This window comes from Terrimonas alba, assembly GCF_042434975.1.
GTDB classification, from domain to species: domain Bacteria; phylum Bacteroidota; class Bacteroidia; order Chitinophagales; family Chitinophagaceae; genus Terrimonas_B; species Terrimonas_B alba.
In genome coordinates, this window is sequence record NZ_JBHMQM010000006.1 from 134338 (window position 1) to 158972 (window position 24635).

Here is a 24635-nt window from a genome sequence, read left to right on the forward strand (position 1 = left end):
TTTCCATCGGGTTTAATGATGGATATTTGCTTTTCGATGAATATGCTGACAAATGTATCCCTGCAAACCTTTTCTATTCGTTCGGATTGGTTAAAAGTTTATGTTCCGGATATAGACCATGTAAAAGATGTACACGGGAAAAAGAAACAAAGTGCTCCAGGCGCACCATTCCCTTATTGGGCACAAATTTGGCCGGCTGCACTTGGCCTTTGTGATTTTTTAGCCGATCACCTTCCATATATCCAGGATAAAAAAATAGTAGAACTAGGCGCCGGTCTTGCCCTGCCTTCGCTGTTCGCCAGTCGCTACGCAAAGGAAGTAGTTGCCAGCGATTTTAATCCTGACGCTGTAACGTTGATGCAACGCTCGGCAATCCGGAATGGCATAAAAAACATCAATTGCCGTTTGCTTGACTGGAACCATTTGCCCCCCTCTCTCACGGCTGATACTTTGCTGATGAGCGATGTGAATTATGATCCTGTTGCCTTTGAAACACTTTATGCTGTTCTTAAACAATTTTTGGCAACCAAAGCAGTCATTATTTTAAGCACGCCGCAGCGACTGATGGCCAAACCTTTTATTGAACGCTTATTACCCCATTGTATCGTAAGCGAGACTAAAATGATTGATACCGCGAACGGACCTGTTGCGATTAGCATCCAGGTATTACAACAAAGTTGATCTGGGCGGTGGAATTCAACTTATTTTTTTCCATCAGCCACCAGTTGGGAGACTAATAGTTTTGCTATCCCGGCATTCGAAATACTACCAATGCCAATCGAAAATAGGGGTAATTTCAAAACAGTAAACTTACTCGCAAAAAAGAGTACTTCTGAGATTGGCCGGGCTATAAAAAAAAACGTGCTTTGTATCATATTCAACGGCTATGCAACTAATGATGTTTATCGGAAATGACCTTATCGAGTCTATCCAATTAAATCTTGAAAATATTCCTAAACCAGGCTATGTTGGAAGTATCAAACGTACGCTGAAGCTTAAATACAGTGAATTGATACAGCAAAATCCAGAGCCACCGGAATTTTTGGTAATCGATCCTGTTAAACCAACAGTACAACAAAAAAACTCGTAAAAAGTAACTGCAATTTCATTTCGTTTTCGCCGCCTGTCAATTTTATCCGGCGCCTTGATGATCGCTTGAAATAAATTCTTAGCTTAGTTTTTTTAAGCCTTAATTCTGTTGCAATGCGATCATTTATTCTTGCATCCTTCCTCTCCGTTTTTACTTCTCTTGTAAGTGCCCAGCTCAATAATGACTCGCTTTATGTACGTGAGCATTATGAAAAATTTGAGTACCAGGTTCCGATGCGGGATGGTGTCAAGCTATTCACCATCGTGTATATGCCAAAAGACAAGTCGAAAAAATGGCCCATCCTGATGAACAGGACCTGCTACAATGCTTCGAACTACGGCGATTATAAACTACACAACCATCCTTCACACTATTTAGTCAAAGATGGTTATATTTTGGTGTTCCAGGATGTAAGGGGACGTTATATGAGCGGTGGCCAGTTCGATAATATGACGCCAAATATTCCCGGCAATAATCCAAAAAACAAAAAAGACGTAGATGAAAGTTCCGACACCTGGGATTCGATCGACTGGCTGGTCAAAAATCTGAAAGGCAATAACGGGCGGGTAGGGATTTATGGAATATCCTATCCCGGCTTTTATTCCGCAGCTTCGTTGCCTGATGCGCACCCGGCATTAAAAGCTGTTTCGCCCCAGGCGCCTATCTCCGATTTTTTCTTCGACGATTTTCACCATATGGGAGCTTACCTGCAAAGCTATACGGCTGCCTTTGCCGTATTCGGTTATCAAAAACCTGATACTACCCGTCAAGATTGGTACATGGATAAGTTGATGCGGTTTTATGGCAAACCCGCTAAGGATGCCTATGAGTTTTATCTACGACTGGGCCCGCTAAAGAATATCACAGAAAAATATCACAAGGATAATTTCTTTTGGCAGCAGATCATCAATCATCCCAACTACGATACTTTCTGGCAAAAAAGAAATTTGCTGCCACATCTCACCCATATAAAACCTGCAGTGCTGACGGTTGGCGGATGGTTTGATGCCGAAGACCTAGCCGGTCCATTGCGTATTTATAAAACAATTGAAAAATCAACACCCAATGCCAACAACACGATTGTCATGGGGCCATGGGCGCATGGGGAGTGGGCTTCCGGCTCAGCCAAAAGCATACACAACCACATTTATTTCGGTGATAGCATCTCCCCTTTCTTTCAGCGTGAAATAGAAAGACCGTTTTTTGCTTATTACTTAAAGGATGAGGGAAAAAATGAGTTACCGGAAGCATATATGTTCGATACAGGAATCAAACAATGGAAAAAGTTTAGTAGCTGGCCGCCAAAAGACATACCGGCTTTGCAATTGCATTTTGGTGAAAATGGCAAGCTTTCCATTAATAAACCCCTTGACGATAAAGCCGTATTTGAATATATCAGCGACCCCGCCAAACCGGTTCCTTATACTTCGCAAATAGAAGGCCTGACATTTACACCCCGCAATTTCATGAGTGATGACCAACGTGAAGCTTCCCGCAGGCCCGATGTGTTAACTTTTGAAACGGATATTTTGGAAAATGATGTAACAGTTGCGGGTGAAATACTGGCGAAATTAAAAGTGGCTATCTCCGGTACCGACGCTGACTTTATCGTAAAGCTTATTGATGTATACCCCGACGATGAACCCAATTTTGAACATAATCCCAAAAACATCGTCATGGCCGGGTACCAGCAATTGGTGCGAAGCGAAGTATTTCGTGGCCGCTTCAGGAATAGTTTTGAAAAGCCCGAACCCTTTGTTCCCGGCCAGCCAACTGATGTAAATGTTCAATTGCAGGATGTGTTGCATACATTCAAAAAGGGTCACCGGGTGATGATCCAAATTCATAGCACCTGGTTTCCTTATATCGATCGTAACCCGCAGAAATATGTAGAAAATATTTATAAAGCCGATGAAAAAGATTTTATCAAGTCTACTATAAAAGTATACGGATCGTCGGTGATTGGAGCTGGTGGTGAACAGAAATTGATGAAAGCTTTTTAACTCCCGGTTTAATTTGATCATTCATTAGCCTTCACGGTTAATGAATGATTTTCCAATTGCTGTTTTACATATTTAAGGGCTTGCCTGGTACAATAGGATTGATAGGGTATTGAAAAAAATGGGGCGGCTAGTTTTGACAATAATGCTCCCGGCTTTGAAAAAGTATGGATCCGGAAAATGGTTTTATCAGCTGATTTCTCTATGGTAAATGTTGAAAGGCCCTTCTCCACATGCCCCCGGATAGTCTCATAGCTAAATCCCATCTTGTTGGGTTCATGAATGATTTCCTTTATCCGGACTCCAACGATTATCTTTTGTGATAAAAAACCAACCGGCGGAATAAAAGCCTGCTGAACAATAGTATCTCCAATGTTCATTTGTCTTTGCTCATATGACCATTGTGTCAAAAAAGACATGATGTGTGACGGAAAAATTTCATACGCAAAAAAGAAACCTGTATCTAATTCAGCTAAGCCTTTGTTTGTATTAATAGTAATAGAAGATGTTTTCTCAGTTAGCCTGGTGATATCATAATTGCTAACCGGCTGCGCTTTCAGCAAATTAAGGTGTACAGGAAAATCAGGCTTCTGATTATTGCGATAAACTTTCATTCAAAGATTTCGTCATTTGCAATAGCAAAGAAAGCTGATAGTTCGCAATAATGACAACGGAAAGAGTCTTACAATTGTTATTGTAAATTGAATCATTATAAAGCCCTTCAAAAAATGACGATAGATCTGCAACCTTTTTTCAAGGACTGTGGCCTTTCAATAAAGCATCATCAGCCTGTGCATGGCGGTGATATCAATGAATGTTATTGTTTACAGACTAATGATGAAAAATATTTCCTGAAGGTAAACGATAGCCATCGCTACCCGGCCATGTTTGAAAAGGAGGCCCATGGCCTGGATGCTTTGCGTAGTAATAGTTCGCTTATGATACCGATGGTTGTTAAATCCGGCGTTGTTAATTCGAGCCAATACCTTTTGCTGGAATGGATAGAACCAGGAAGTATCTCATCGGATTTCTGGAAAAGATTTGGCGCTGCACTGGCCGCTATGCACCTTCAGCAACAAACCCATTTTGGCTGGAAGGAAGACAATTATATAGGAAGCCTTCAGCAGGTAAATACACCGCATGTCCGTTGGTCCTCCTTTTATGCAGAGTGTCGCATTATGCCATTGGTAAAAACGTTGGCCGATACCCATGCTTTCACCAAAATTGATGTTAGTTCAGGTATTACGCTTTGCAAAAAACTGCACGATTTATTCCCGGATGAGCCTCCTTCCCTGCTGCATGGGGACCTTTGGAGTGGAAATTATATGGCGGCAAAGAACGGTAAAGCCTCCTTATTTGACCCGGCGGTGTACTATGGTCACAGGGAGATGGACATTGGAATGACCCTGTTATTCGGAGGATTTAGCGAACTGTTTTACGAGGGATACAACGAAGTGTATTCGCTTGAAACCGGCTGGCAGCAACGATTACAGCTTACACAGCTTTATCCGTTATTGGTCCACGCGGTCTTATTCGGCGGTCATTATGTTGGGAGTTGCAGGGAAATCATCCGGCGCTTTTCTTAACGCCGGAATAAAAACACCAATGAAAAAAGTGAGTTTCCCTAGGAAAATGTGGAAATTTTATGAATAACTCATTGGGTAAATCATCTATATTTATCACTGTTAACCCCAACTGAAAACCCATTATAATTCAAAAACAAAAACAAAATGGCAACAAAAAAGAAAGCAGCTCCAAAAAAAGCAGCAAAAAAAGCAGCTCCTAAAAAAGCAGCGAAAAAAGCGGCTCCAAAAAAAGCAGCGAAGAAAGCAGCTCCTAAAAAGAAAGCGGCTCCTAAAAAGAAATCAGCCCGTAAACCGAATGCAGCCTTTATGAAGGCCCTCACTCCAAGTGCTGATCTTGCAGCAGTGATAGGCAGCAAAGGCGTGCCTCGTACAGAAGCCGTTAAAAAAATCTGGGATTATATCAAAGCTAACAAGCTCCAGGATTCAAAGAACAAACGCATGATCAATGCAGATGCTAAATTGAAACCAATCTTTGGTGGCAAAAGCCAGGCATCCATGTTCGAGCTTGCAAAATATCTCGGCAAACATTTGAGCTAGTCACATGATGATTTAGTAACTGACAGGCTTCCGGCGATGGGGCCTGTTTTTTTTTTGCTCTACACAGGCATTTGTTCTTTAGTAAAATCTGTATTGAATTTTACGATTTTAATAAAATTAATTCTTACAGTGAAAAGCGGTTGTAATGATGCGACAGGCAGAACGCCGAAAATAATATCAATAAAACGGTGTTCGGGATGATAAAATGTTGGAGGATACTGTTCCTATTCCTGACAAAGTATTTAAGAAATCTAAAGAAGCCATTTAAAATTTTTCAGAATGGAAGTTGCCTGTCGGCAGGCAGGCGCAAACGAAGTAGATAATGATGAATTTCCGCTGATTCAATCTTACTAAATCATAATAATCAGTGTTATCAGCGTTCCAATTTTTGGATTTTTAAACAGGCATTAATCAGGCAGATCATTTGTGACGGGTGCTGCTCAAACCTGCATTGGCGGCTTTGTTCCAACCATTTTCAATAGCCTGCATCCTTGAAATTCTGCCGGGATGCGTGGCTGATTCTTTTGGCTTGGCAATATACTTCATCACTTCCTGTGCCTGTGACAGGGTTGCTCCCAATTTGTATAACACGAAGCCGGCAAATTCATCGGCCTCCAGTTCGAGAATCGGTGTGCTACCTGTTTTCCGGATTGTATGACCATTCAGGTGATGACCTACTTCATGAGCCAGCAGGGCCATAGCCGCCCATTTATCGTTGGTTACTTCATTGATCCAGTTGATAAAAGAAGGGTTATATAAAATATATCTTTTGCGATGGGAAATAGAGGCTTCAATGTTGTCCACCTTTGCCTCCTTCAATTCAAAATTGGGAGAAAGTCCGACTACGTTCATGATCTCCGTTAGCATTTCTTCTGCGGGATAATCGCCAGGCGCATCGGTTGTTGGCGTGTCAAAGCGGGGTGAAAAATTGGGATAGCAGAGGCCCGAAAATGCTATAGCAAAAAATGCAATTAGTAATGGAATTTTTTTCATTTACATCAGGTATTGGATCTTAAAATAAAAATAATCCTTGTTTTTCAAAAGACCAATGTCCTGGCCTTATTCTCACGATTTATTGACATTTTTTTGACTTTGACATCGTTCCGTGCAACAGTTAATGATAATATTTTATATATAATGCGTAAAACACTCGCCATGATGTGGCATACGGCCCACAGGTTCCCCAAAAATTGGTCCGTTCACCAAGCTTTATAAGGGATTTTCAGCTGGCATAGTTGTAGCTGTTAATTATTAGCTGTCACCATTAATTTTTTAAATTTTAAAAGACCTATTATGAAATTCAAAACTTTTATTGCAGTGGCAGCCATTGCTGCATTCGCATCCTGCTCCTCCCCTTACAAGGCTACCGATACAACAACAGGCACTACAGGTGTAGTAGTGCCGGCTAATACAAAAACAGCCTTTACCACACAGTATCCAACGGCTACTAATGTAGTATGGACAAACTATGACGCTGCTGTCGCCGTTCCTATCGATTGGGAAATGGCAGGATGGACAACAATGGATGCTAACGACTTCCTCGTAAGATTTGATATGGATGGCGAAAACTATTACGCATGGTATGATAGCGATGGTAACTGGATTGGTTCGGCATATGTATTGAAAGATCATACTAAGCTACCCGCACCTGTCAGTACTACTATAACAAACAAATATGCCGGGTACACAATTGACAACGTGAACCGGGAATTTCAAAAAGATAGAGTCGCTTACGAGGTGGAGTTGAAAAAAGAGGATAGCAAGGTGAAATTATTGCTGGACGCGGACGGTAATATTTTAAAGGAAAAAGCAAGATAATATCTCTTCATGCCTTAGTTGAGTAAAAGGTTTCCCGGGGGAAGCCTTTTATTGTTTTATACTCCGGCTATATAAACCTGTAACCGGCCTAATACCGCCAGCGAAATTGACAACCATAAAATGCCAATGATAAAACCGGCCAACACATCGCTGGCATAATGTACCCGAAGATAGACACGGCTATAACCGATTAAAACAGTTAAAATGATAAGTGCTGCGCTGACCGGGTTACTCAGCCACGGCTCTGTAATGATGTGCCGCATTATATAGATCACCAATCCATAAAAAGTCACCGCCATGATTGCATGGCCACTGGGGAAACTAAGACCTTTTGCAGCTTGCAGCAGCGGTGATAAAGGCCGCTTGCGTTGAAATAAGAACTTCAGCAACAACATCAGCACAAGACTGCTTAACGCAATCGTCAAAATACGAATGGATGACCAGCTTTGTTTTTTTATCAGCAGAAAATAAAAAATGAGCAGGAGATTGGCTGGTATTAAAAACTGGTGCTTGCCGAGGAAAGTAATGAAAAGAAAAAAACGATTGTTGAAACTATTAACTGAAGGCCTGATCTTATCAAAGATAGCCAGGTCAATGTATTTATATTTTCGCATTGGCTTTCGCAGCAGGAAAACCAGCAGGGAGAGGGCTGCAGCAAACAATACTAAAGAAAGTAGTGTCTCAGCAATGATTAAAACAGTTATCTGCCAAACATTCATGAATTAGCAAAGGTGAATATCCAATAAAAGAAAGATACTTCTGATTACAACCTATTCAAGGCTGGCATTGCCGTCAATATATTTCAGGTTGTATTTGAATTGAGATAAACGCCAGCCAGCCGGCGTTCGTTCTGCTTTCAGGTCATAGCTACCGACAAAGGCACGGGTATTGCCTTTTGTCGTCGCCTTTTTATAATGCGTAGCTACAGCATAAGCAAAAATATCGGCCTTGTCATTGTTGACTGTAATGATATAGTGTCCCGCCTGGTGATGCACGGCATCAAGATCAACAAAGCCTTCTTTCCACATCCCGCAAACTGCTTTCGCTTCCATGTTGCCTGGTTTATCACCGCCGGCACTTGTCATATCCAACCAGATAACAGGCGTAAATACTCCATCCAGCAACTGCTGCCATTGCTGGCCATCACAATACATAAATAATTTATTCGCCAGTTCTGTCAATTCTATTTTATCGGTAATTACATCTGTAATCATATATATCAAGATTTATAAATTGAATAATTGTTACCCGCTTTGCTTTCACTCTTATTATTTCTCTAACGCATACGCCACCACATAGTCTCCCAATTTCGTTCCAAGCTTACCATGTCCGCCGGCTGCAATGACCACGTATTGCTTACCATTTAATTCATAGGTCATTGGTGTAGCCTGTCCCCCTGCCGGCAGCATTGACTGCCATAGCATCTCCCCTGTGCTGGTATCAAATGCCCGGAAGAAACCATCTAAACTGGAAGCAATAAATGTTAATCCTCCTGCTGTTGTGATGGCGCCACCCAGGTTTATCGAACCCCATTTTGCTGCATCAGGGTATTTTGCCGGATCCATCATTATACCCAATGGTACTTCCCATTTTAATTTTCCCGAAACCAGGTCAACAGCCGCCAATGTTCCCCACGGTGGTTTTGTCTGCATTACGAACTGGCCATTATCGATGGCAAAAAGATATTCCCGGCTCATAATATAAGGCGTTCCTTCCTGTGGCGCTACTTCTGCCCTGGGTAAAGCCATATTCACTGCTTTTGTAGTATTGGCTGTTTTTGGAAACAAAGTGATCAGGGCCGCCAGGCGATTCACATTGGTGATCAGAAGATTTTGCTGCGGATCATAACTGGCGCCACTCCAGTTCATGCCTCCAACATTGCTGGGTGTGATGATGCTTCCTTTTAAACTTGGTGGTGTAAAGATTCCCTGATTGATATGTTTGTTGATTCTATCCTTTGCCTGCTGCAATAATTCCGGTGTGGGTCCCCATGCATCATCCGCGGTAACTTTTTGCAAACCCAAAGCCGGTAATTGCGTTGGGAAAGGTTGTGTTTTTGCAGCTTCTTCACCCGGTACATCGGAGGCTGGTACAGACCGCTCTTCTACGGGAAACAGGTGTTCGCCGGTTTTTCTATCGAGTACAAATATGTGTCCCATTTTGGTGACGACTACCACGGCCGGTACTTTCTTTCCGTTTCTTTCCAGCTCAATCAATAAAGGTTGTGCGGGTATATCATAATCCCAGATATCGTGATGTACGGTTTGAAAATGCCATACTACTTTTCCGGTTGATGCTTTGATAGCAACAATAGAATTTGCATACAAATTATCGCCCTTTCTTTCGCCGCCATAATAATCCGTGCTGGGACAGGATGTAGAAACATATACCATATCCAATGCAGGATCAGCTGATATCGGCGCCCAGGCATTAGCGGCTCCTGTCTTTTTCACTTTATCGCCTTTCCAGGTATTATAGCCTGCATCGGTTGGTTTCCGTGGAATAGGATCCCACGACCAAACCAGTTTTCCATTCCTGGCATGATAAGCTCTGACAACACCGGGAGGAAAATCAATTCTTGTATTGTCACCCATTGCAGATCCAATTACGATCAAATCGTTGATCACAGCTGCTGGCGAAGTAACCTGGATGGCTCCTACTCCCTTCTTTAGATCGACGATGCCATTCTTACCAAACCCTTCAACAGGTTTGCCTGTCGAAGCATCCAGTGCGATCAGGCGGCCATCGATAGTTGCAGAAAGAATGCGCATATAGTCATTATCGCCCGGCTTTCTATTACTGTTTATCCATTTCGATACGCCCCTGGATGTAACTTCTGAATAATCCCCTTTGAGGTTCACCTTAGGATCATAAACCCACAACTCTTTACCAGTGGCACCATCAATCGCAATGACCCGGTTGCCCGGTGTACTGAAATAAAGTACACCATCAATCATCAACGGTGTGGCTTCAAAAGCGGCTTTGGCGCCGATATTGGTTCCTTCATATGTTTTCAATTCTCCTGATTGGTAGGTCCATGCCGGTTTCAATGTCTTAACATTAGTAGTATTTACCTGCCTGGCAGGCGAATAGCGCATGCCACCCGGATCGTTGGCATAATTGGTCCATTGGCCGCCGGCTACAAAACTTTTTTCTCTTGCAGACTGTGATTGATTGACTGACTGTGCACGACCACCGGTAATGAAAAAAACAAAAAGAACTATTCCGATTATATTTTTTCTCATAAAACAAACAGTATTGAAAAATTAAAGAAGTTTGAAGGTAGGAAGTTTTTATTCATGACTACTGTAGTTCATAGCATAGGATAATTCATATTTTGTACTGCAAATGGTTTTGAACTGTAGTCGTCGTCAAACCTTATTTAATCTCCCTGCTAGTTCCTGAATCTTTGAAGCAAGCGATGCAGAGTCGAAATATGAAACGGGTATATAAATTGCTATAGTCTATTTTCATGCACTAACGGGTTGAGTCATTGATGAGATGCTTTTTCTACCAGGGTTTGTTTAATAGTCAATTTGAATGTGTTTTTTAAAATCGGCCTTTCTTTCCAAATGCTTCAAATAATGTTACAATAGCTCTCAGTTATTTGCCCGGTTTCTGTATCCAGTATCAAAATGCCTTCGCTGCTGTCATTCAACTGCGCCATTAATATGCCTTGATTGTTCCATACCGATGTATTTCCCGCACTCACAAAATTATCACAGGGGCCAATGGCATTTGCTATTAAAACGGCCATGGAATATTGTTCGGCAATAGCAGCCAGTGTCTGCGTTGCTTTTTCCATTCCTGCTGCTGTTTTTGCCACGCTGGCAATATAAACGTTTGCACCGGCCGCATGAGCCGCAGCCGAATGTTCCGGTACAGATAATTCATAGCAGATAGCCGGCACAATCTTCTTATTATCCAATGTTAGTACAACTGCTTCATGGCCCGGAACAAAATAAGGAACTTCGTCAACATGCAAATATTGTTTGGAGTAAACTTGTACCGGGTGATACGGTTGAAAAATCAACATGCCTATCTGAACACCACCGACTGCTTTTAAAGGCACCCCTACCCCGATAGTAATCGCTTTTTCATCACTGATGTGTTGAAAAATGGCAAAGCGTTCATCATCTTTATCCGTGGAAAGTTCTTTTGCCAGTTCGGGTTCATAGCCCGTGATAGATAATTCGGGAAAAAATATTGCACCGGCGCCATTTGATACAGCAAGATCAATCAGCTTAATGTGATTATTAATATTGGATTCAATATCTCCTTTTACCGGTTTGATTTGTGTTACAGCAATTTTCATTTTGAGAATATTATCCTTGTTGTTACTGGTAGGTTTTTGTTGTGAAGTCACAGGGACCACAACGCAGGCGCAAAATAAACAAAGAACTTTTGCCCGCAGTAACTGTTAAGGATTTGATGGGTGGATTTTTTAAAACACCCATTCATTTTATCTTTCGTTTTTGTTCGCAATGGTCAACGATCAATTTTTTAAACTCGATAACCCTGCCTGGTATTCATTGGCAGAAATACACCGGCATTTTGCAATTAGTAACCCCGGTATAAAACGTTACCGGCAAGACATTGTTTCCTTTCTCGCTTTTGACCATAGTAAGCCGGAAGCATTTAATCACCTGGATCAATTGGCAGAACCGAATGAATCCTTTTTTATCATAGGCGATTTTCCCCCTTTGCCAGCCAATTACAGCATCGTAAGCAAACTGCCTTGTGAGCAGATGATTTGTCCTGGATTGATTAATACACCGGCAATGACCGCAACGATTGAAAAGCTTGGCGAGGCGGATGAAGCGCAAATGTTGTCACTGATCAACCTGGTGCAGCCGGGTTATTTTCTACCAGGTACCCGTTTGATGGGTAATTATGTTGGAATAAGGCACAATGGCGAATTGGTAGCCATGGCGGGCGAACGGATGAAGATGTCCGGATTAACAGAAATCAGTGCCGTGGTAACACATCCATCCTTTACTGGCCGGCAATATGCGCAGCAATTAGTGGCACATATCGCCCGTAAAAATATCGAAGCGGGCATTATTCCTTTTCTGCATGTAGCAGCGACCAATGAACGGGCTATTGCGATTTACAGGCGAGTTGGATTTATTCGGCGCAGGATGATTGATTTTTCGAAGATCAAACGGGAGAAATAAAACATCGTAATAAAAGTAACGTCACACCTTACGAGTCCGCTCAACACAATCTCACATGGTCAGACTCGTATGCGAAGTGATTGCTGCAACTTTTCCACATTATACACTTTGGTATGCTTTTATTCGTTTATCCAACACCCACTTTATTTCTTCCACGCTGAGGCTGCCGCCAGCCTGTCCCCGGGCACACACCATTTTATTTATTAATTAAATCGTAGTAAAATGAAAAAAAATCCGTTTCCCGGCGCCGGGTTCGCAGCCGGTATTGTTTTGCTTTTGTTTGCAATCGTTACGATGTTTTCATGTCAAAAAGAAAAAGATGCCAGTCAGCCTGTTCCGGAAGGGCAGCAGCGGGTCAGGATCAGGCTTTCGGATAACCCTGTAAGCTTTGATGCAGTGAATGTAGATATTCAGCGGGTGGAAGTATTGGTAATACCGGATAGCTGTCGCAATGTTAACAGCGATGATGACGATGACGACGATGATGATGGCAGGGGTTGTCATTATGATCGTGATAAGGATCATGACGGGGATAATGATTGCGCCGTATGGGATACATTGGATATCCGCGCCGGTGTTTATAACCTGCTTGATCTTACAAATGGCGCTGATACATTGCTGGCAAGCGGCTATACTATCGCCGGTAAGATCAAAAAAATACGTCTTACAATCGGTTCTGAAAATTCAGTGGTGATTGATAGTGTATCCTACCCGCTTTCACCCTGGAGCGATTTTAACCGGGTAACGATCAAAGTACGTGGTGAAGACATTGATGAGATCAGCTCTTCTGACCTGCAGCTCTGGCTCGACTTTGATGCAGGCCGTTCTATTGTCAGGATCAGGGACAATCATTTTGTAATAAAACCCTTCATAAGAATATGGCTGCCGGCTCAAACTGCCAGCATTAAAGGAAAAGTGATACCAGCTGAAGCTGATGCTGTCGTATCGGCGATTGCGGACGGCGATACACTGGTGGCGATACCCCATGATGATGGCTGGTTTAAGATAAGAGGATTGAAAGGAAGCACTGCTGATGTATTTATCAATGCAACGGCCAATGGTTACAGGGATACAACCATCGCCGGCGTAGCGTTAGTAAAAGGAGAAGATACCGATATTGGTACTATTGAATTGCATAATTGATTGCTTGTAAAACCAAAAGTTAAAAGCCCTGCCTGATGCGGGGCTTTGTTTATGTTGATTTATCGAACGGCAAACTCAATCTTATCAAGCCTTTTGACTATAAAAAATGCAACGATTAGATTAGGAATCCAACAGAGCCATGCTACCACCATATAGGCCTTCGTAAAGTCCTGGAATAATGAAGTAAGGATCGGGAGATATATCCTTAGTGTGACTGCTGAAAAGCAAGCTGCATAGCTATAGATCATCATCTTTTGATGTTCATCAACGCTGCCCTTTTTAATCTCCATATATGCCCTTAAGGTTGTATAAAACCAGACAATCCCCAACGACATAAAGCCAACGGAAGGAATCAGTCCGCCCGTAGCATAAAGAGCAATATAAATTCCTGCCATTGCGCTTATCAAAGCGCTGACTACATAAACCTTTCCAACCTGCCTGTGAACCTTTAAATTCTTTGTTCTCAACCTGGCACTAAACTGTGTCCAGCCAACCAGCAGTGCCAGCCCGCCAAATATTATGTGTAAATAAAATTCAATGTTCCAGAATGGATTGGCCAGTAAGGCTTCGCTTTTCGATTGCAACAATCCAAACTTGCGATTGATGAGGAAATAAATAGCAGGATAAAGACCTGCCAGTATTGCCAAAGCAGCGGCAAGTATCATAAGAATTTTCTTTGCCAGTAACATAAGATGAGTTATAAAATTCTGGAACGTTTTTGTTGATAAAAAGTTACAGAAGGGAGTGCAAAAAGCGGTACTGAATGTGCAGGATTATTCAGCCTGATAGGTTGATGTAGAAAGTTCTGCCTGATTACAATTTGAATCTGGAATTCTTTGATAAAAATTCGTGTTGTCGAAAATTGTACTAATTATGTTGTACCGCCTGTACAATCCAGATTTGCTTATTATACCAGCAAGAGTGTCATTATATGTCTTTTCTATCAATTCTTTTCTGCATTATTTTCACTTATGTATTTTACCGTTAGTAAACCGCCAATTACATTAACAATAAAGTGAAGGACCATAACAATCACCAATGAGCCGGACTGAATAAATATGAAGCCGAAAAATGCTGAAAGTATAAAAATTTTAATGATATTCTTTACGCCGTGATAAAAATGAGAAATGCTGAATACAAGCGTAGGCAGAAGTACCGATAAGCTTTGCTGGTAGCTTGAACCACTGAAGAAATGCCAAAAATAAGTAACTAAGTATCCCCTGTAAACTATTTCTTCAAAAACACCGGCGCAAAGACACATTAAAATATATGCCGGAAGCTCTTTCATTATTGTTGGCATAAACGGTGTTCTTATTTGCCAGTCACTTATCGAAGCAGCAATATTTTTGGGTGTTGCCACCGAATTAATCGTATCAATAGCATAAATTATTACAAAAGCAATTACGGTCCATATCCACAACCTTCCATCTATTCTTAACGTAAGCCCTATTTCTGCGAGCGGTCTTTTAAACAGCAGCCATACTGATAAAATAATTGCTGCCATTATAAAAAGGGAGAGGCAGGTTGAAAAATAAAAGGTTAGTTTTTGCTCGCTACTGTACACAACTGCAGAATTATTCTTAAGATTTTGCCTTATTGCAGACAAAGGAAGAAGTATGCAAAAAATAAAAACAAAAATATGGTCAGCCCAATTCGGAAATTTGTCCATTTTTAACGGCAGAATTGAAATTAATCCTAAGCAGGCAATTTAGTTAGCACCGGCTCCATAACCAATAAGTTTTCATATTGCCTCCGATTGTGTAGCAGATGCATCGTAGTTGTGGTAAATATTTCTGATGTCAGGTCGGCGATTGCTTTTATAAGATTTAGATTTGAAGATGATTGTCTCGTACTTCCAGAAATAGCCAATACTTTTATTTTGTTTGCCATAGATGTTGCCAGTTGATGGCCGGTTAAATCCTTGCGTTAAATACTCATGAACGGCTTGTTGTTCAATGTCCATAAAATTTGGTTTTTGTGTAACCCCCTATTTCGGACGAGACAGCAATTGGCTGATGATGTTTGTCAAGCCGCACTTGCACAAAACCTGATATTCTGCGTTCGGCTTGTCAAATTTTGTTTATTAGTTTCAGTGCTTTTAGATCGTAAATACCTACTTCGTTTTTGTCTGTCTTGTCGTATTTGCCGTTGTTATTTGTGTCGTAGTGTCCTGTAATTACAATTGTCCCTGTTTTTTTGTTAACCACCCATGTCCGGACAAATAATTTACTGTCTGTGAGTTGAGTTTTTTCTTTTCCGTCAGTTGAAAGAACTATTAACTGTGTCGGGTCATTCCAGTCAATTCCTTTTTTACCGTCTAAGTCGACGGTTTGAGCCGATACAATGATTTTGTTAATACCTAAGTCGTCAATCTTTACCTGCTCAATTTTTTGGAAATAGCCTTCGTTAGGAAAATCAACTTGGTTTGTCTGACCACTTTTGGTGTCAATGAATAGAAGGTATCTGTTTTTAAGTCCATCCATTTTCCCCCAGTTTTCAATGCTTGCAATGACATAGTCAGTGCCTTCAACTTCTGTCAATTTGTTGAAATGGGTATAGTTGTATTTGTCCTGGGCGAATGTTGTCACGGTTGAAAATGTCAGAAAAAAAGCTATTAGTCTCTTCATTTGTGTTGGAGTTTTTTTAGTGAGGTGTCGATTTAAGCTGACGCATAACGATCGGGATTTACGAAGTGCCCACGGATGGAGCAGATGCGGGAGCGAAACCAAAGGTTTCAGCGAAGCAGCTGCGAGAATCTGTGGGTACGTGGAAATTTATTGGGGCATTTTGTAAATCCTTTTGTTCGCCGCAGGTGACTTGCACAAAGTTCACCGCCCGATAAATTTACAAGTAAATCCCGATCGTTCGACCGCAATAGCGATGGAGAAAAAGACCGGGAGTCCGCAAAGCGGACGAAGGAATTTTTCCTTGTGCAAGGCATTGCGGTCGAACACGTAAATTTATGGCACTCAAACCAGCTTGTCAAGAAAAGCAACATTTGATTTTCAAATCGTTGATCTTCGCCATTCCAATTGTTGTTGTACCAATTCACCATTCGCCATTTAACTGCTCATTACCTACAGTGCTCTGTCATGGTCGACGTGAGACCTAACTTACATCGCAAATAAAAAGTCCCTCCGCTTTCGCGAAAGGACCTTCTATTGTCAAGATTCGGGGTTTTCGTTTTATCTGCGCTTCGATTAGCTATCCTTCGTCAGGCTCAGGATGACAATTTTTTATTTTGCAAACTGTGCTCTTATCACATTCAGCGCACCACCTGCCTTGAACCATTCAATTTGTTGTTCATTGTAGGTGTGGTTTGCTTCAATGTATTCACTCGTGCCATCAAGATGTTTGAGCTCGATGCGCAACGGTTTGCCGGGAGCAAACTCGGTCAATCCTTCAATATCGATATTATCATCCTCCTGTATTTTATCATAGTCTTCCTTGTTGGCAAACGTGAGAGCCAGCATGCCCTGTTTCTTCAGGTTTGTTTCGTGGATACGGGCAAAGCTTCTTACCAATATAGCTCTTACGCCCAGGTGACGCGGCTCCATCGCCGCATGCTCTCTTGATGAACCTTCACCATAGTTTTCATCTCCTACTACAATGCTTCCAATATTGGCGGCTTTATAAGCACGGGCGGTAGCAGGCACGGGTCCATAGTCACCCGTCAACTGATTTTTTACGGAGTCTGTACTGTCATTAAAATAGTTGATAGCACCAATCAGCATATTATTGCTGATATTATCGAGGTGACCACGGTATTTCAACCAGGGACCAGCCATAGAAATATGGTCAGTGGTACATTTTCCTTTTGCCTTGATCAATAATTTTAAATTGAGCAAATCGGTTCCCTCCCAGGGTGCGAAAGCCGATAATAATTGTAAACGATCGCTGTCAGGGCTAACCACTACTTTTACCTGGCTGCCATCTTCGGCAGGCGCCTGGTAACCGGCATCCTCCACTGCAAAACCTTTGGGCGGTAATTCATATCCTCTGGGTTCAGCCAATAATACTTCCTCACCGTTTGCATTCTTTAATTTATCCGTTAATGGATTAAATGCAATCGTACCGGCAATAGCCATCGCTGTTACCACCTCAGGTGAAGCAACAAATGCATGGGTTGAGGCCAAACCATCATTACGTTTGGCGAAGTTGCGGTTAAACGAAGTGATGATGGTGTTCTTACGTTTCGGATCATCAATATGTCTTGCCCACTGACCGATACAGGGGCCGCAGGCATTGGCCAATACCACGCCGCCTACACTTTCAAACGTATCAATGAAACCATCTCTCTCAATAGTAAACCGTACCAGTTCACTACCCGGGGTGATGGTAAATTCAGAATTGGCTTTAAGTCCTTTGCTGATCGCATCTTTTACAATGGAAGCAGAACGGCTGATATCTTCATACGAAGAGTTGGTACAGCTACCGATCAACGCCACTTCCAACTTAGCCGGCCAGTCATTGGCTTTTACCGCTTCGGCCATTTTGGAGATCGGTGTAGCCAGGTCGGGGGTGAATGGCCCATTCACATAAGGCTCAAGTGTGTTCAGGTCCAGTTCCAACACCTGGTCATAATATTTTAAGGGATCGCCCATCACTTCTTCATCAGGGCGAAGATGATCTTTGATCTTATCGGCCATTGCCGCTACTTCTTCACGACCGGTTGACTTCAGGTAAGCACTCATTTTTTCATCATAAGCAAACAATGAGCAGGTAGCTCCTATTTCGGCCCCCATATTACATACCGTGCCTTTCCCGGTTGCACTCATGCTATCTGCACCTTCCCCAAAATACTCTACAATAGCACCGGTACCGCCTTTTACAGTCAACTGACCAGCTACCCAAAGAATTACATCCTTTGCGGATGTCCAGCCGCTCATTTTACCAGTTAGTTTTACACCGATCACTTTTGGCATTTTCAATTCCCATGGCAAACCGGCCATCACATCTACTGCATCTGCACCACCTACACCAATGGCCACCATACCCAATCCACCGGCATTTGGTGTATGCGAGTCCGTTCCGATCATCATACCGCCGGGGAATGCATAATTTTCCAGCACTACCTGGTGAATGATACCAGCACCGGGTTTCCAAAAGCCGATACCATATTTATCTGAAATGGAGGCGAGGAAGTCATATACCTCTTTATTTACTTCATTAGCGGTGGCAAGGTCAGCCACAGCACCCGTCTTTGCCTGTATCAGGTGATCGCAATGCACGGTAGAAGGAACAGCTACTTTACTACGGCCGGCAGTGCTGAATTGGAGCAAAGCCATTTGGGCCGTTGCATCCTGCATGGCCACCCTGTCCGGAGCAAAGTCTACATAATCTTTTCCCCTTGTGTAAGCAGTTTGAGGCAGTGCACCATAGAGGTGGGAATACAAAATTTTTTCTGTTAGTGTCAAAGGTTTACCGAGCAGCTGGCGTGCAGCAGATACTTTGCCCGGCATTTCATCATAAGTTTTTTTAATGAGATCGAGGTCGAATACCATTGAGAATAGTTTGAGTTTGAGTGTCAAAATGCGACCACGGTCGATGGACAACGGACCACAGCATTGGATATTGCTGTCGACTATAGACTGCGACTATGGACTCTTTTTAAAGCGCAGCGAATTTACGATAAAACAATCTTTTTTCCGGCGTGATTGGTCGCTTTACAAGGATTTTTTAAATTTACAATATGAACAGGTTCAAAAGCTTTGTAGAATGGAATGCCTTTGGCGTTTGTTCAGCCATTGGCGACAAGATAGGTATTGCCCCCAGCCGCATCCGCCAGTATTTTATTTATACATCCCTGCTGACAATGGGCTCCCCGATCATTATTTATATGATCCTTGCTTTCTGGAAAAATATACGCAGCTACGTAAAAGCGGCCAGAAGAAATCCGTGGTATTATTTGTAGGGGGAATGGTAGGTGGGAAGCGGCTAGTGGGTATTCGAAAGTTTAAAAGTAATATCATTTATAGCACATCTCTTACGTCCCACTCGCTACTAGCCAAGCCCTCCCCCCTTTCCTAAATCAATTCCTTCACCTTCTCCACCACCGCATCCACTTCTTCTTTGGTGTTGAATTTGGAAAAGGAGAAACGAACGGTTACCAGGTTAGGATTATTATTGATGGCACGAATTACATGTGACCCCTGGTCGGCGCCGCTGCTGCAGGCACTTCCGCCCGATACACAAATATTGTTTATGTCAAGATTGAAAAGGATCATCTCGGATTTTTCCGTTTTTGGAAATGCAACGCTTAATACGGTGTACAAACAACTGCCCGTTTGGTCGCCATTGAAAACAACACCATTTATTTTTTGCCGCAGTTGCTCCATCATATAAGTCTTCAGCGACTGGATATATCCGCTATCCTTTTCATGATTGGCCATAGCCAGTTCGAGAGCCTTTGCAAAACCGACTATGCCATATAAATTTTCCGTCCCGGCACGCATATTACGTTCCTGTCCGCCACCATAGATAAATGGCTTTGCTTTTACATTGTCATTAATGTATAAAATGCCGACACCTTTTGGCCCATGAAACTTATGACCGGCACCGGAAATAAAATGCACCGGAATTTTTCGCAGGTCGATGGGATAGTGACCCACGGTTTGCACACAGTCCGAATGAAAAATCGCATTGTATTTATTGCACAAAGTGCCTACCGCTTTTATCGGCAGCAGGTTACCGATTTCATTATTGGCATGCATTAGTGTCACCAAGCATCTTTCTTCATGTGAAGCCAGTTGCGCTTCCAGGTCTTTTAAATCAATATGACCATCGGGCAACAACTTCACATAACTGTAGCTTAACCCTTCACTACAGCCATAATGTTCTACTGTATGCAACACGGCATGATGCTCAATTGGCGATGAAATGATATGCTTACAACCCAAATCACGGATAGCGGAAAGAATAGCAGCGTTATTACTTTCCGTGCCGCCACTGGTAAAAAATATCTCACCAGGATGTGCATTGAGCAACCGGGCCACCGTTTTTCTCGCTGTTTCAATTGCCAATCTTGATTCCCGGCCATAGGAATAGATAGAAGAGGGATTACCAAAATGCGTAGTCATATAAGGCAACATGGCATCCAAAACTTCCTTATCAAGAGCTGTTGTAGCGGCATTGTCAAAATAAATACGATTCGTCATAAAGCTTTGAGCTTTGAGCTGCGGGCGATGAGCAGGCAACTCATTGTTTTAAAGAGCCGCAAAGATAGGTAAGTTCAAATGTTTGTTCGTGGCACTTAAAAAGGAAATATTCGTACTCCTCACGCAGGCAACTCATTTTTTGCTGATGGGAAGCATTGGCAAGTTCACTGATCAAAATATTTCAGAATAAAGTAAATTTAGAGAGCAATGACAATCTGAATTTTATGGAAGAGCACAAAATGTCGTCGGGCAAAAAAAATGGTAAGGGCGAAACCCGCCGCAGCTTTCTAAAAAAATCTACTGCCGCCGCGGCTATTGCCATGTCTCCTCCCCTTTTGGTAAAAGCCGGTGAAAAAGATGAAAAAATAGCTGAGATGTTTGAAAAGATTCCCTTGCAATTGACCATAAACGGCGCAACCGTAAATACGTCGGTTGAGCCGCGGGTAACGCTGTTGGACTTTCTTCGTGAGCAGTTGGGATTAACAGGTACCAAGAAAGGATGTGACCATGGGCAATGCGGCGCCTGCACGGTGCATGTGGATGGCAAGCGGATCAATTCCTGCCTCTCCCTGGCCGTCATGAATCACGGTAAAACAATTATTACGATTGAAGGCCTCGCAAAAGGAGATGAACTGCATCCTATGCAAACGGCATTTATAAAACATGACGGATTTCAATGCGGCTATTGCACACCGGGGCAAATCATGTCTGCGGTAGCCTGTGTTAGTGAAACCAGTGCGGATAACCGGGAAGAGATCAGTGAATATATGAGTGGTAATATTTGCCGTTGCGGCGCCTATCCCAATATTGTTGACGCCATCATGGATGTAAAAAAAGGAGGGCAATAGCTATGATCAACTTTGAATACACAAGAGTATCCACCGTAAAAGATGCCGTCAATGCATTAACCAAAAATCCCACGGGTGGTTTTATTGCGGGCGGTACCAATTTGGTAGACCTGATGAAAAAAGGAGTCATGACCCCTACCCGTGTCATTGATATTAATAATCTTCCGCTCAGGCAAATTGAAGAAACGGATAAAGGAATATCAATTGGTGCGTTGGCCATCAATAGTGATGTAGCGGCCCACCGTATAGTCAGGGAAAAATTCCCTTTGCTTACTATGGCACTAGAGGCCGGGGCATCCGGTCAGTTGAGAAATATGGCAACGGTTGGAGGCAATATAATGCAGCGAACCCGGTGCGTTTACTTTTATGATACGACAATGCCCTGCAATAAACGAAAACCGGGCAGCGGCTGCGGCGCATTGCAGGGTTTCAATCGCATGCATGCCATCTTTGGCGCAAGTAGCAGTTGTATCGCTGTTCATCCCAGCGACATGTGTGTGGCGCTGGCAGCACTGGATGCCGAAGTGAATGTAACAGGACCAAAAGGCGACCGGAAAATTTTGTTAACCGATTTTCATCGTCTTCCGGGTGCAACACCTGAAAAAGATAACAGCTTACAAAAAGGAGAATTGATAACCAGTGTCGCGATTCCCAAAAACAACTTTACCCACAGTCATTATTTAAAGATCAGGGACCGTGCTTCCTACGCTTTTGCATTGGTATCGGTAGCCGTGGCGCTGGAATTCGATAACAACACGATTAAAACCGCGAGGCTGGCACTCGGTGGTGTGGCTCACAAACCCTGGCGGTTGAATGAGGTAGAAAAATTCCTGGCCGGTAAAACACTATCAAAAGAAACGATCAGCACTGCAGCCACGATGGCGATAAAAGGTGCAAAATCCTATGGCCATAATGATTTTAAAATAAAAATGGTTCCTGCTGCTGTACAACAGGCATTGCAATTAGTTTCTTCTCAACAGTCATAACTACAAACATGGATACTCTTTTCGATATAGAAATGCCGGGATTTACCGACCGTGTAGATGGAAAGGATAAAGTGACTGGTGCTGCCCGTTATGCCGCCGAACATAAGCTGCCGCAAATGACCTATGCTGTGATTGTCGGCAGCAGCATTGCAAAAGGAACGATCAAATTGCTGGATACAAAAGCTGCTGAAAATGCTCCTGGCGTTTTAGCCGTGATCTCGCATTTAAATTCACCCAAAGTGCCGGGTTTCGCACCGGTTGATAAAAAAGCAAATCCGGAAGCAAAAGATTGGGAAGGGCTTAAAGTTTTTTATAACAACCGTGTTTACTCCAATGGTCAGCCTATTGCCATTGTTGTGGCGGATACGTATGAAAGGGCTGTATATGCCGCTTCATTAGTAAAAGCTCAATACAGCAAAGAAGTACATCATACAGATTTTTTAAAAAATCTTTCCAAAGCCAAAGAACCTAAAGAAGGCTGGGATCCTGCCGAATATAAAAGAGGTGAAGCGGATGCATATAAGAAAGCACCGGTGAAATTGGAAGAAGAATATGTTATTCCAATAGAAACACATAACCCAATGGAGATGCATGCTATTATTGCCAACTGGGAAACCGATTATAAAGTAACCGTATATACAAAAACACAGGGACCAAAAGATACGCAGGGTGCAATAGTGCAGGCTTTTAAATTGCCGGCTGCCAATGTGAAAGTAATTGCAGCATTTGTTGGCGGCGGCTTTGGCAGTGCGTTACGCACCTGGCCGCATGAAATTGCAACAATAATCGCCGCCAAAAAAGTAAATCGCCCGGTAAAGCTCATGCTGAGCCGTGACCAGATGTTTACCATGGTTGGTTATCGTCCCTGTGCCTGGCAAAAGATCGGCATTGGCGCCACAACGGATGGAAAATTATTGGGCATCACGCATTATGCAATAGCTCAGACATCATCGTACGAAAATTTTACTGAAGGCATCGTAAATGTTTCAAAATTCTTATATGCCTGTCCCAATGTAAACACAAGCTACAAACTATTGCCATTGGATGTAAGCACTCCCATCTGGATGCGTGGGCCCGGTGAAGCTACCGGCACTTTCGCATTGGAATCAGCATTGGACGAATTGTCGTATAAATTAAACCTTGATCCGATTGAGCTGCGCATTCGCAATTATGCCGAAACGGATCCTGAAAAAAATAAACCCTGGTCGAGTAAATATTTAAAAGAATGCTACCAGATGGGAGCGGAAAAAATTGGCTGGAGTAAAAGAAGTCAAACCCCCGGAGGCCTGGTAGAAGAAGGTATGCAGATTGGCTATGGCATGGGATCAGGAGTATTTTTTGCCTTCCGATGGGCAGGCGCCGCAAAAGGAATTTTAAAAGACGACGGCTCGCTTATTTTACAAAGTGCCGTAAGTGACATGGGACCCGGAACAGCCACAGCCATGGTAAGTATTGCAACCGAACAAATGGGCATACCAAGAGAAAGAATACAATTCCAGTTGGGTGACACCAGTTTTCCGCCCGGTCCTACGCAGGGTGGTTCAGCAACGGTTTCTACGTTGGGATCAGCTATTCATGAAGTATGTGAAGCGCTGAAACAACAATTGGTTCAACTGTCTTTAAAAGAAGGAACGGTATTTCATACCAGGGATGTCCATACCGTAAAACCGGAAGATCTTGTATTTGCAGATGGAAAAGTCGCATTAAAAACCAATCCCGCTGTGAATATGAGTTATGCCGAAGTATTGAAACAAAACAATATCCCGCAGATCGAAATTGTAAAGGAATCAAAAGGCGGTGAAGAACTAAACAAATATTCCATGTATTCATTCTCGGTTCATTTTACCAAAGTGCATGTGAATCCAATAACTGGCGTGGTGAAAGTAAAACAGGTAGTAACAACCGGCGATGCAGGAAAAATTGTCAATGAAAAAACAGCCCGTAGCCAAATGATCGGTGGTGTGGTCGGCGGCATTGGAATGGCATTGACGGAGGAAGCAATTATTGATCATCGCTACGGCCGGTATATCAACAATAACTTTGCTGACTACCATGTGCCGGTCAATGCCGATACACCGTTTATCGATGCATTATTCGTCAATAAACCTGATCCCGTCATCAACCCTATGGGTGCGAAAGGAATGGGAGAAATTGCGCTGATAGGTTATGCTTCCTCTGTAGCGAATGCTGTCTATAACGCTACGGGTAAAAGAATCAGGCAATTGCCCATCACACCTGATAAACTGTTGTAGCCATTTATTCGCCATACCCTGCCGGGTATGGCCCGTTTGTT

The 24635-nt window shown here is 42.7% G+C and carries 25 protein-coding genes; 13 read left to right on the forward strand and 12 right to left on the reverse strand.

All coding sequences use genetic code 11. From position 1 onward, the window contains the following. The first annotated feature begins 36 nt into the window (after positions 1-36). From ACFEL9_RS17790 to ACFEL9_RS17800, 3 genes are all read left to right on the forward strand, one after another. Complete coding sequence (locus ACFEL9_RS17790; RefSeq protein ID WP_385892984.1) at positions 37-681, forward strand: class I SAM-dependent methyltransferase; 645 nt, start codon at positions 37-39, stop codon at positions 679-681. A 205-nt stretch (positions 682-886) separates the two neighbouring features. After that, complete coding sequence (locus ACFEL9_RS17795; protein WP_385892987.1) at positions 887-1090, forward strand: hypothetical protein; 204 nt, start codon at positions 887-889, stop codon at positions 1088-1090. 113 nt (positions 1091-1203) lie between these two features. Then, entirely contained in the window at positions 1204-3093 is a 1890-nt protein-coding gene (locus ACFEL9_RS17800) for a CocE/NonD family hydrolase (RefSeq protein ID WP_385892990.1), read from the forward strand. Positions 3094-3110: 17 nt separating this feature from the next. Here the strand turns inward: ACFEL9_RS17800 and ACFEL9_RS17805 are convergent, their stop codons facing one another. Continuing rightward, the gene (locus ACFEL9_RS17805) at positions 3111-3704 is read right to left on the reverse strand and encodes a DUF1990 family protein (protein ID WP_385892992.1); all 594 of its coding nucleotides are present in this window, start codon (positions 3702-3704) and stop codon (positions 3111-3113) included. Between the two features lie 114 nt (positions 3705-3818). Between ACFEL9_RS17805 and ACFEL9_RS17810 the strand changes: the two genes are divergently transcribed. Both ACFEL9_RS17810 and ACFEL9_RS17815 read left to right on the forward strand, forming a co-directional pair. Then, positions 3819-4676 (forward strand): fructosamine kinase family protein, encoded by an 858-nt coding sequence (locus tag ACFEL9_RS17810; protein WP_385892995.1) that lies wholly within the window; start codon positions 3819-3821, stop codon positions 4674-4676. A gap of 144 nt (positions 4677-4820) precedes the next feature. Continuing rightward, complete coding sequence (locus tag ACFEL9_RS17815; RefSeq protein WP_276503491.1) at positions 4821-5213, forward strand: SWIB/MDM2 domain-containing protein; 393 nt, start codon at positions 4821-4823, stop codon at positions 5211-5213. 420 nt (positions 5214-5633) lie between these two features. On the opposite strand, the gene ACFEL9_RS17820 is transcribed toward ACFEL9_RS17815, so the two are convergent. After that, the gene (locus tag ACFEL9_RS17820) at positions 5634-6206 is read right to left on the reverse strand and encodes a M48 family metalloprotease (RefSeq protein WP_385892998.1); all 573 of its coding nucleotides are present in this window, start codon (positions 6204-6206) and stop codon (positions 5634-5636) included. Between the two features lie 300 nt (positions 6207-6506). On the opposite strand from ACFEL9_RS17820, the gene ACFEL9_RS17825 reads away from it, so the two are divergent. Further along, entirely contained in the window at positions 6507-7031 is a 525-nt protein-coding gene (locus tag ACFEL9_RS17825; protein WP_385893001.1) for a PepSY-like domain-containing protein, read from the forward strand. A 56-nt stretch (positions 7032-7087) separates the two neighbouring features. Here ACFEL9_RS17825 and ACFEL9_RS17830 read toward each other — a convergent pair whose 3' ends face one another. From ACFEL9_RS17830 to ACFEL9_RS17845, 4 genes are all read right to left on the reverse strand, one after another. Further along, positions 7088-7750, reverse strand: a complete 663-nt coding sequence (locus tag ACFEL9_RS17830; RefSeq protein ID WP_385893004.1) for a phosphatase PAP2 family protein — start codon at positions 7748-7750, stop codon at positions 7088-7090. A gap of 51 nt (positions 7751-7801) precedes the next feature. Beyond that, positions 7802-8245, reverse strand: coding sequence for a nuclear transport factor 2 family protein (locus ACFEL9_RS17835; protein WP_385893007.1), 444 nt, complete (start codon positions 8243-8245; stop codon positions 7802-7804). A gap of 54 nt (positions 8246-8299) precedes the next feature. Next, entirely contained in the window at positions 8300-10276 is a 1977-nt protein-coding gene (locus ACFEL9_RS17840) for a pyrroloquinoline quinone-dependent dehydrogenase (protein ID WP_385893009.1), read from the reverse strand. Between the two features lie 332 nt (positions 10277-10608). Continuing rightward, a complete protein-coding gene (locus ACFEL9_RS17845) occupies positions 10609-11346 on the reverse strand; it encodes a carbon-nitrogen hydrolase family protein (RefSeq protein WP_385893012.1) in 738 nt (245 codons plus the stop codon). Positions 11347-11515: 169 nt separating this feature from the next. On the opposite strand from ACFEL9_RS17845, the gene ACFEL9_RS17850 reads away from it, so the two are divergent. From ACFEL9_RS17850 to ACFEL9_RS17860, 3 genes are read left to right on the forward strand one after another with little or no spacing between them, the layout of a single operon-like run. After that, positions 11516-12208 (forward strand): GNAT family N-acetyltransferase, encoded by a 693-nt coding sequence (locus ACFEL9_RS17850; protein ID WP_385893676.1) that lies wholly within the window; start codon positions 11516-11518, stop codon positions 12206-12208. A 55-nt stretch (positions 12209-12263) separates the two neighbouring features. Next, complete coding sequence (locus ACFEL9_RS17855) at positions 12264-12419, forward strand: hypothetical protein (RefSeq protein WP_385893015.1); 156 nt, start codon at positions 12264-12266, stop codon at positions 12417-12419. Positions 12420-12430: 11 nt separating this feature from the next. Then, entirely contained in the window at positions 12431-13351 is a 921-nt protein-coding gene (locus tag ACFEL9_RS17860; RefSeq protein ID WP_385893017.1) for a DUF4382 domain-containing protein, read from the forward strand. 59 nt (positions 13352-13410) lie between these two features. Here ACFEL9_RS17860 and ACFEL9_RS17865 read toward each other — a convergent pair whose 3' ends face one another. The 5 genes from ACFEL9_RS17865 to ACFEL9_RS17885 form a co-directional block, all read right to left on the reverse strand. After that, the gene (locus ACFEL9_RS17865) at positions 13411-14016 is read right to left on the reverse strand and encodes a DUF2306 domain-containing protein (protein ID WP_385893020.1); all 606 of its coding nucleotides are present in this window, start codon (positions 14014-14016) and stop codon (positions 13411-13413) included. Between the two features lie 278 nt (positions 14017-14294). Further along, positions 14295-14855: a CPBP family intramembrane glutamic endopeptidase gene (locus tag ACFEL9_RS17870; protein ID WP_385893023.1), complete on the reverse strand. Its 561-nt coding sequence runs from the start codon at positions 14853-14855 to the stop codon at positions 14295-14297. A gap of 237 nt (positions 14856-15092) precedes the next feature. Beyond that, positions 15093-15314, reverse strand: coding sequence for a hypothetical protein (locus ACFEL9_RS17875; RefSeq protein ID WP_385893026.1), 222 nt, complete (start codon positions 15312-15314; stop codon positions 15093-15095). A 106-nt stretch (positions 15315-15420) separates the two neighbouring features. Continuing rightward, positions 15421-15978: a hypothetical protein gene (locus ACFEL9_RS17880; protein ID WP_385893028.1), complete on the reverse strand. Its 558-nt coding sequence runs from the start codon at positions 15976-15978 to the stop codon at positions 15421-15423. A gap of 609 nt (positions 15979-16587) precedes the next feature. After that, positions 16588-18855 (reverse strand): aconitate hydratase, encoded by a 2268-nt coding sequence (locus ACFEL9_RS17885; RefSeq protein ID WP_385893031.1) that lies wholly within the window; start codon positions 18853-18855, stop codon positions 16588-16590. Between the two features lie 188 nt (positions 18856-19043). Here ACFEL9_RS17885 and ACFEL9_RS17890 point away from each other — a divergent pair, with 188 nt between their 5' ends. After that, on the forward strand, positions 19044-19265 hold the full coding sequence (locus ACFEL9_RS17890) for a PspC domain-containing protein (protein WP_276503517.1): 222 nt from the start codon (positions 19044-19046) through the stop codon (positions 19263-19265). A 112-nt stretch (positions 19266-19377) separates the two neighbouring features. Here the strand turns inward: ACFEL9_RS17890 and ACFEL9_RS17895 are convergent, their stop codons facing one another. Next, positions 19378-20508, reverse strand: a complete 1131-nt coding sequence (locus ACFEL9_RS17895; RefSeq protein WP_385893034.1) for a cysteine desulfurase family protein — start codon at positions 20506-20508, stop codon at positions 19378-19380. A gap of 224 nt (positions 20509-20732) precedes the next feature. Between ACFEL9_RS17895 and ACFEL9_RS17900 the strand changes: the two genes are divergently transcribed. From ACFEL9_RS17900 to ACFEL9_RS17910, 3 genes are read left to right on the forward strand one after another with little or no spacing between them, the layout of a single operon-like run. Then, the gene (locus ACFEL9_RS17900; protein WP_385893036.1) at positions 20733-21356 is read left to right on the forward strand and encodes a 2Fe-2S iron-sulfur cluster-binding protein; all 624 of its coding nucleotides are present in this window, start codon (positions 20733-20735) and stop codon (positions 21354-21356) included. A gap of 2 nt (positions 21357-21358) precedes the next feature. After that, positions 21359-22342 carry an FAD binding domain-containing protein gene (locus tag ACFEL9_RS17905; protein WP_385893039.1) on the forward strand — a complete coding sequence of 328 codons (984 nt, stop codon included), beginning with the start codon at positions 21359-21361 and terminating at the stop codon, positions 22340-22342. An 8-nt stretch (positions 22343-22350) separates the two neighbouring features. Continuing rightward, positions 22351-24594 carry a xanthine dehydrogenase family protein molybdopterin-binding subunit gene (locus tag ACFEL9_RS17910; protein ID WP_385893042.1) on the forward strand — a complete coding sequence of 748 codons (2244 nt, stop codon included), beginning with the start codon at positions 22351-22353 and terminating at the stop codon, positions 24592-24594. The last annotated feature ends 41 nt before the right edge of the window (positions 24595-24635 follow it).

Excerpts from the sequence above, each read along its gene's own strand:
- ACFEL9_RS17790 (WP_385892984.1), top strand. The coding sequence starts at position 37 with ATGAATATGCTGACAAATGTATCCCTGCAAACCTTTTCTATTCGTTCG.
- ACFEL9_RS17795 (WP_385892987.1), top strand. The coding sequence starts at position 887 with ATGCAACTAATGATGTTTATCGGAAATGACCTTATCGAGTCTATCCAA.
- ACFEL9_RS17800 (WP_385892990.1), top strand. The coding sequence starts at position 1,204 with ATGCGATCATTTATTCTTGCATCCTTCCTCTCCGTTTTTACTTCTCTT.
- ACFEL9_RS17805 (WP_385892992.1), bottom strand. The coding sequence starts at position 3,704 with ATGAAAGTTTATCGCAATAATCAGAAGCCTGATTTTCCTGTACACCTT.
- ACFEL9_RS17810 (WP_385892995.1), top strand. The coding sequence starts at position 3,819 with ATGACGATAGATCTGCAACCTTTTTTCAAGGACTGTGGCCTTTCAATA.
- ACFEL9_RS17815 (WP_276503491.1), top strand. The coding sequence starts at position 4,821 with ATGGCAACAAAAAAGAAAGCAGCTCCAAAAAAAGCAGCAAAAAAAGCA.
- ACFEL9_RS17820 (WP_385892998.1), bottom strand. The coding sequence starts at position 6,206 with ATGAAAAAAATTCCATTACTAATTGCATTTTTTGCTATAGCATTTTCG.
- ACFEL9_RS17825 (WP_385893001.1), top strand. The coding sequence starts at position 6,507 with ATGAAATTCAAAACTTTTATTGCAGTGGCAGCCATTGCTGCATTCGCA.
- ACFEL9_RS17830 (WP_385893004.1), bottom strand. The coding sequence starts at position 7,750 with ATGAATGTTTGGCAGATAACTGTTTTAATCATTGCTGAGACACTACTT.
- ACFEL9_RS17835 (WP_385893007.1), bottom strand. The coding sequence starts at position 8,245 with ATGATTACAGATGTAATTACCGATAAAATAGAATTGACAGAACTGGCG.
- ACFEL9_RS17840 (WP_385893009.1), bottom strand. The coding sequence starts at position 10,276 with ATGAGAAAAAATATAATCGGAATAGTTCTTTTTGTTTTTTTCATTACC.
- ACFEL9_RS17845 (WP_385893012.1), bottom strand. The coding sequence starts at position 11,346 with ATGAAAATTGCTGTAACACAAATCAAACCGGTAAAAGGAGATATTGAA.
- ACFEL9_RS17850 (WP_385893676.1), top strand. The coding sequence starts at position 11,516 with ATGGTCAACGATCAATTTTTTAAACTCGATAACCCTGCCTGGTATTCA.
- ACFEL9_RS17855 (WP_385893015.1), top strand. The coding sequence starts at position 12,264 with ATGGTCAGACTCGTATGCGAAGTGATTGCTGCAACTTTTCCACATTAT.
- ACFEL9_RS17860 (WP_385893017.1), top strand. The coding sequence starts at position 12,431 with ATGAAAAAAAATCCGTTTCCCGGCGCCGGGTTCGCAGCCGGTATTGTT.
- ACFEL9_RS17865 (WP_385893020.1), bottom strand. The coding sequence starts at position 14,016 with ATGATACTTGCCGCTGCTTTGGCAATACTGGCAGGTCTTTATCCTGCT.
- ACFEL9_RS17870 (WP_385893023.1), bottom strand. The coding sequence starts at position 14,855 with ATGGCAGCAATTATTTTATCAGTATGGCTGCTGTTTAAAAGACCGCTC.
- ACFEL9_RS17875 (WP_385893026.1), bottom strand. The coding sequence starts at position 15,314 with ATGGACATTGAACAACAAGCCGTTCATGAGTATTTAACGCAAGGATTT.
- ACFEL9_RS17880 (WP_385893028.1), bottom strand. The coding sequence starts at position 15,978 with ATGAAGAGACTAATAGCTTTTTTTCTGACATTTTCAACCGTGACAACA.
- ACFEL9_RS17885 (WP_385893031.1), bottom strand. The coding sequence starts at position 18,855 with ATGGTATTCGACCTCGATCTCATTAAAAAAACTTATGATGAAATGCCG.
- ACFEL9_RS17890 (WP_276503517.1), top strand. The coding sequence starts at position 19,044 with ATGAACAGGTTCAAAAGCTTTGTAGAATGGAATGCCTTTGGCGTTTGT.
- ACFEL9_RS17895 (WP_385893034.1), bottom strand. The coding sequence starts at position 20,508 with ATGACGAATCGTATTTATTTTGACAATGCCGCTACAACAGCTCTTGAT.
- ACFEL9_RS17900 (WP_385893036.1), top strand. The coding sequence starts at position 20,733 with ATGGAAGAGCACAAAATGTCGTCGGGCAAAAAAAATGGTAAGGGCGAA.
- ACFEL9_RS17905 (WP_385893039.1), top strand. The coding sequence starts at position 21,359 with ATGATCAACTTTGAATACACAAGAGTATCCACCGTAAAAGATGCCGTC.
- ACFEL9_RS17910 (WP_385893042.1), top strand. The coding sequence starts at position 22,351 with ATGGATACTCTTTTCGATATAGAAATGCCGGGATTTACCGACCGTGTA.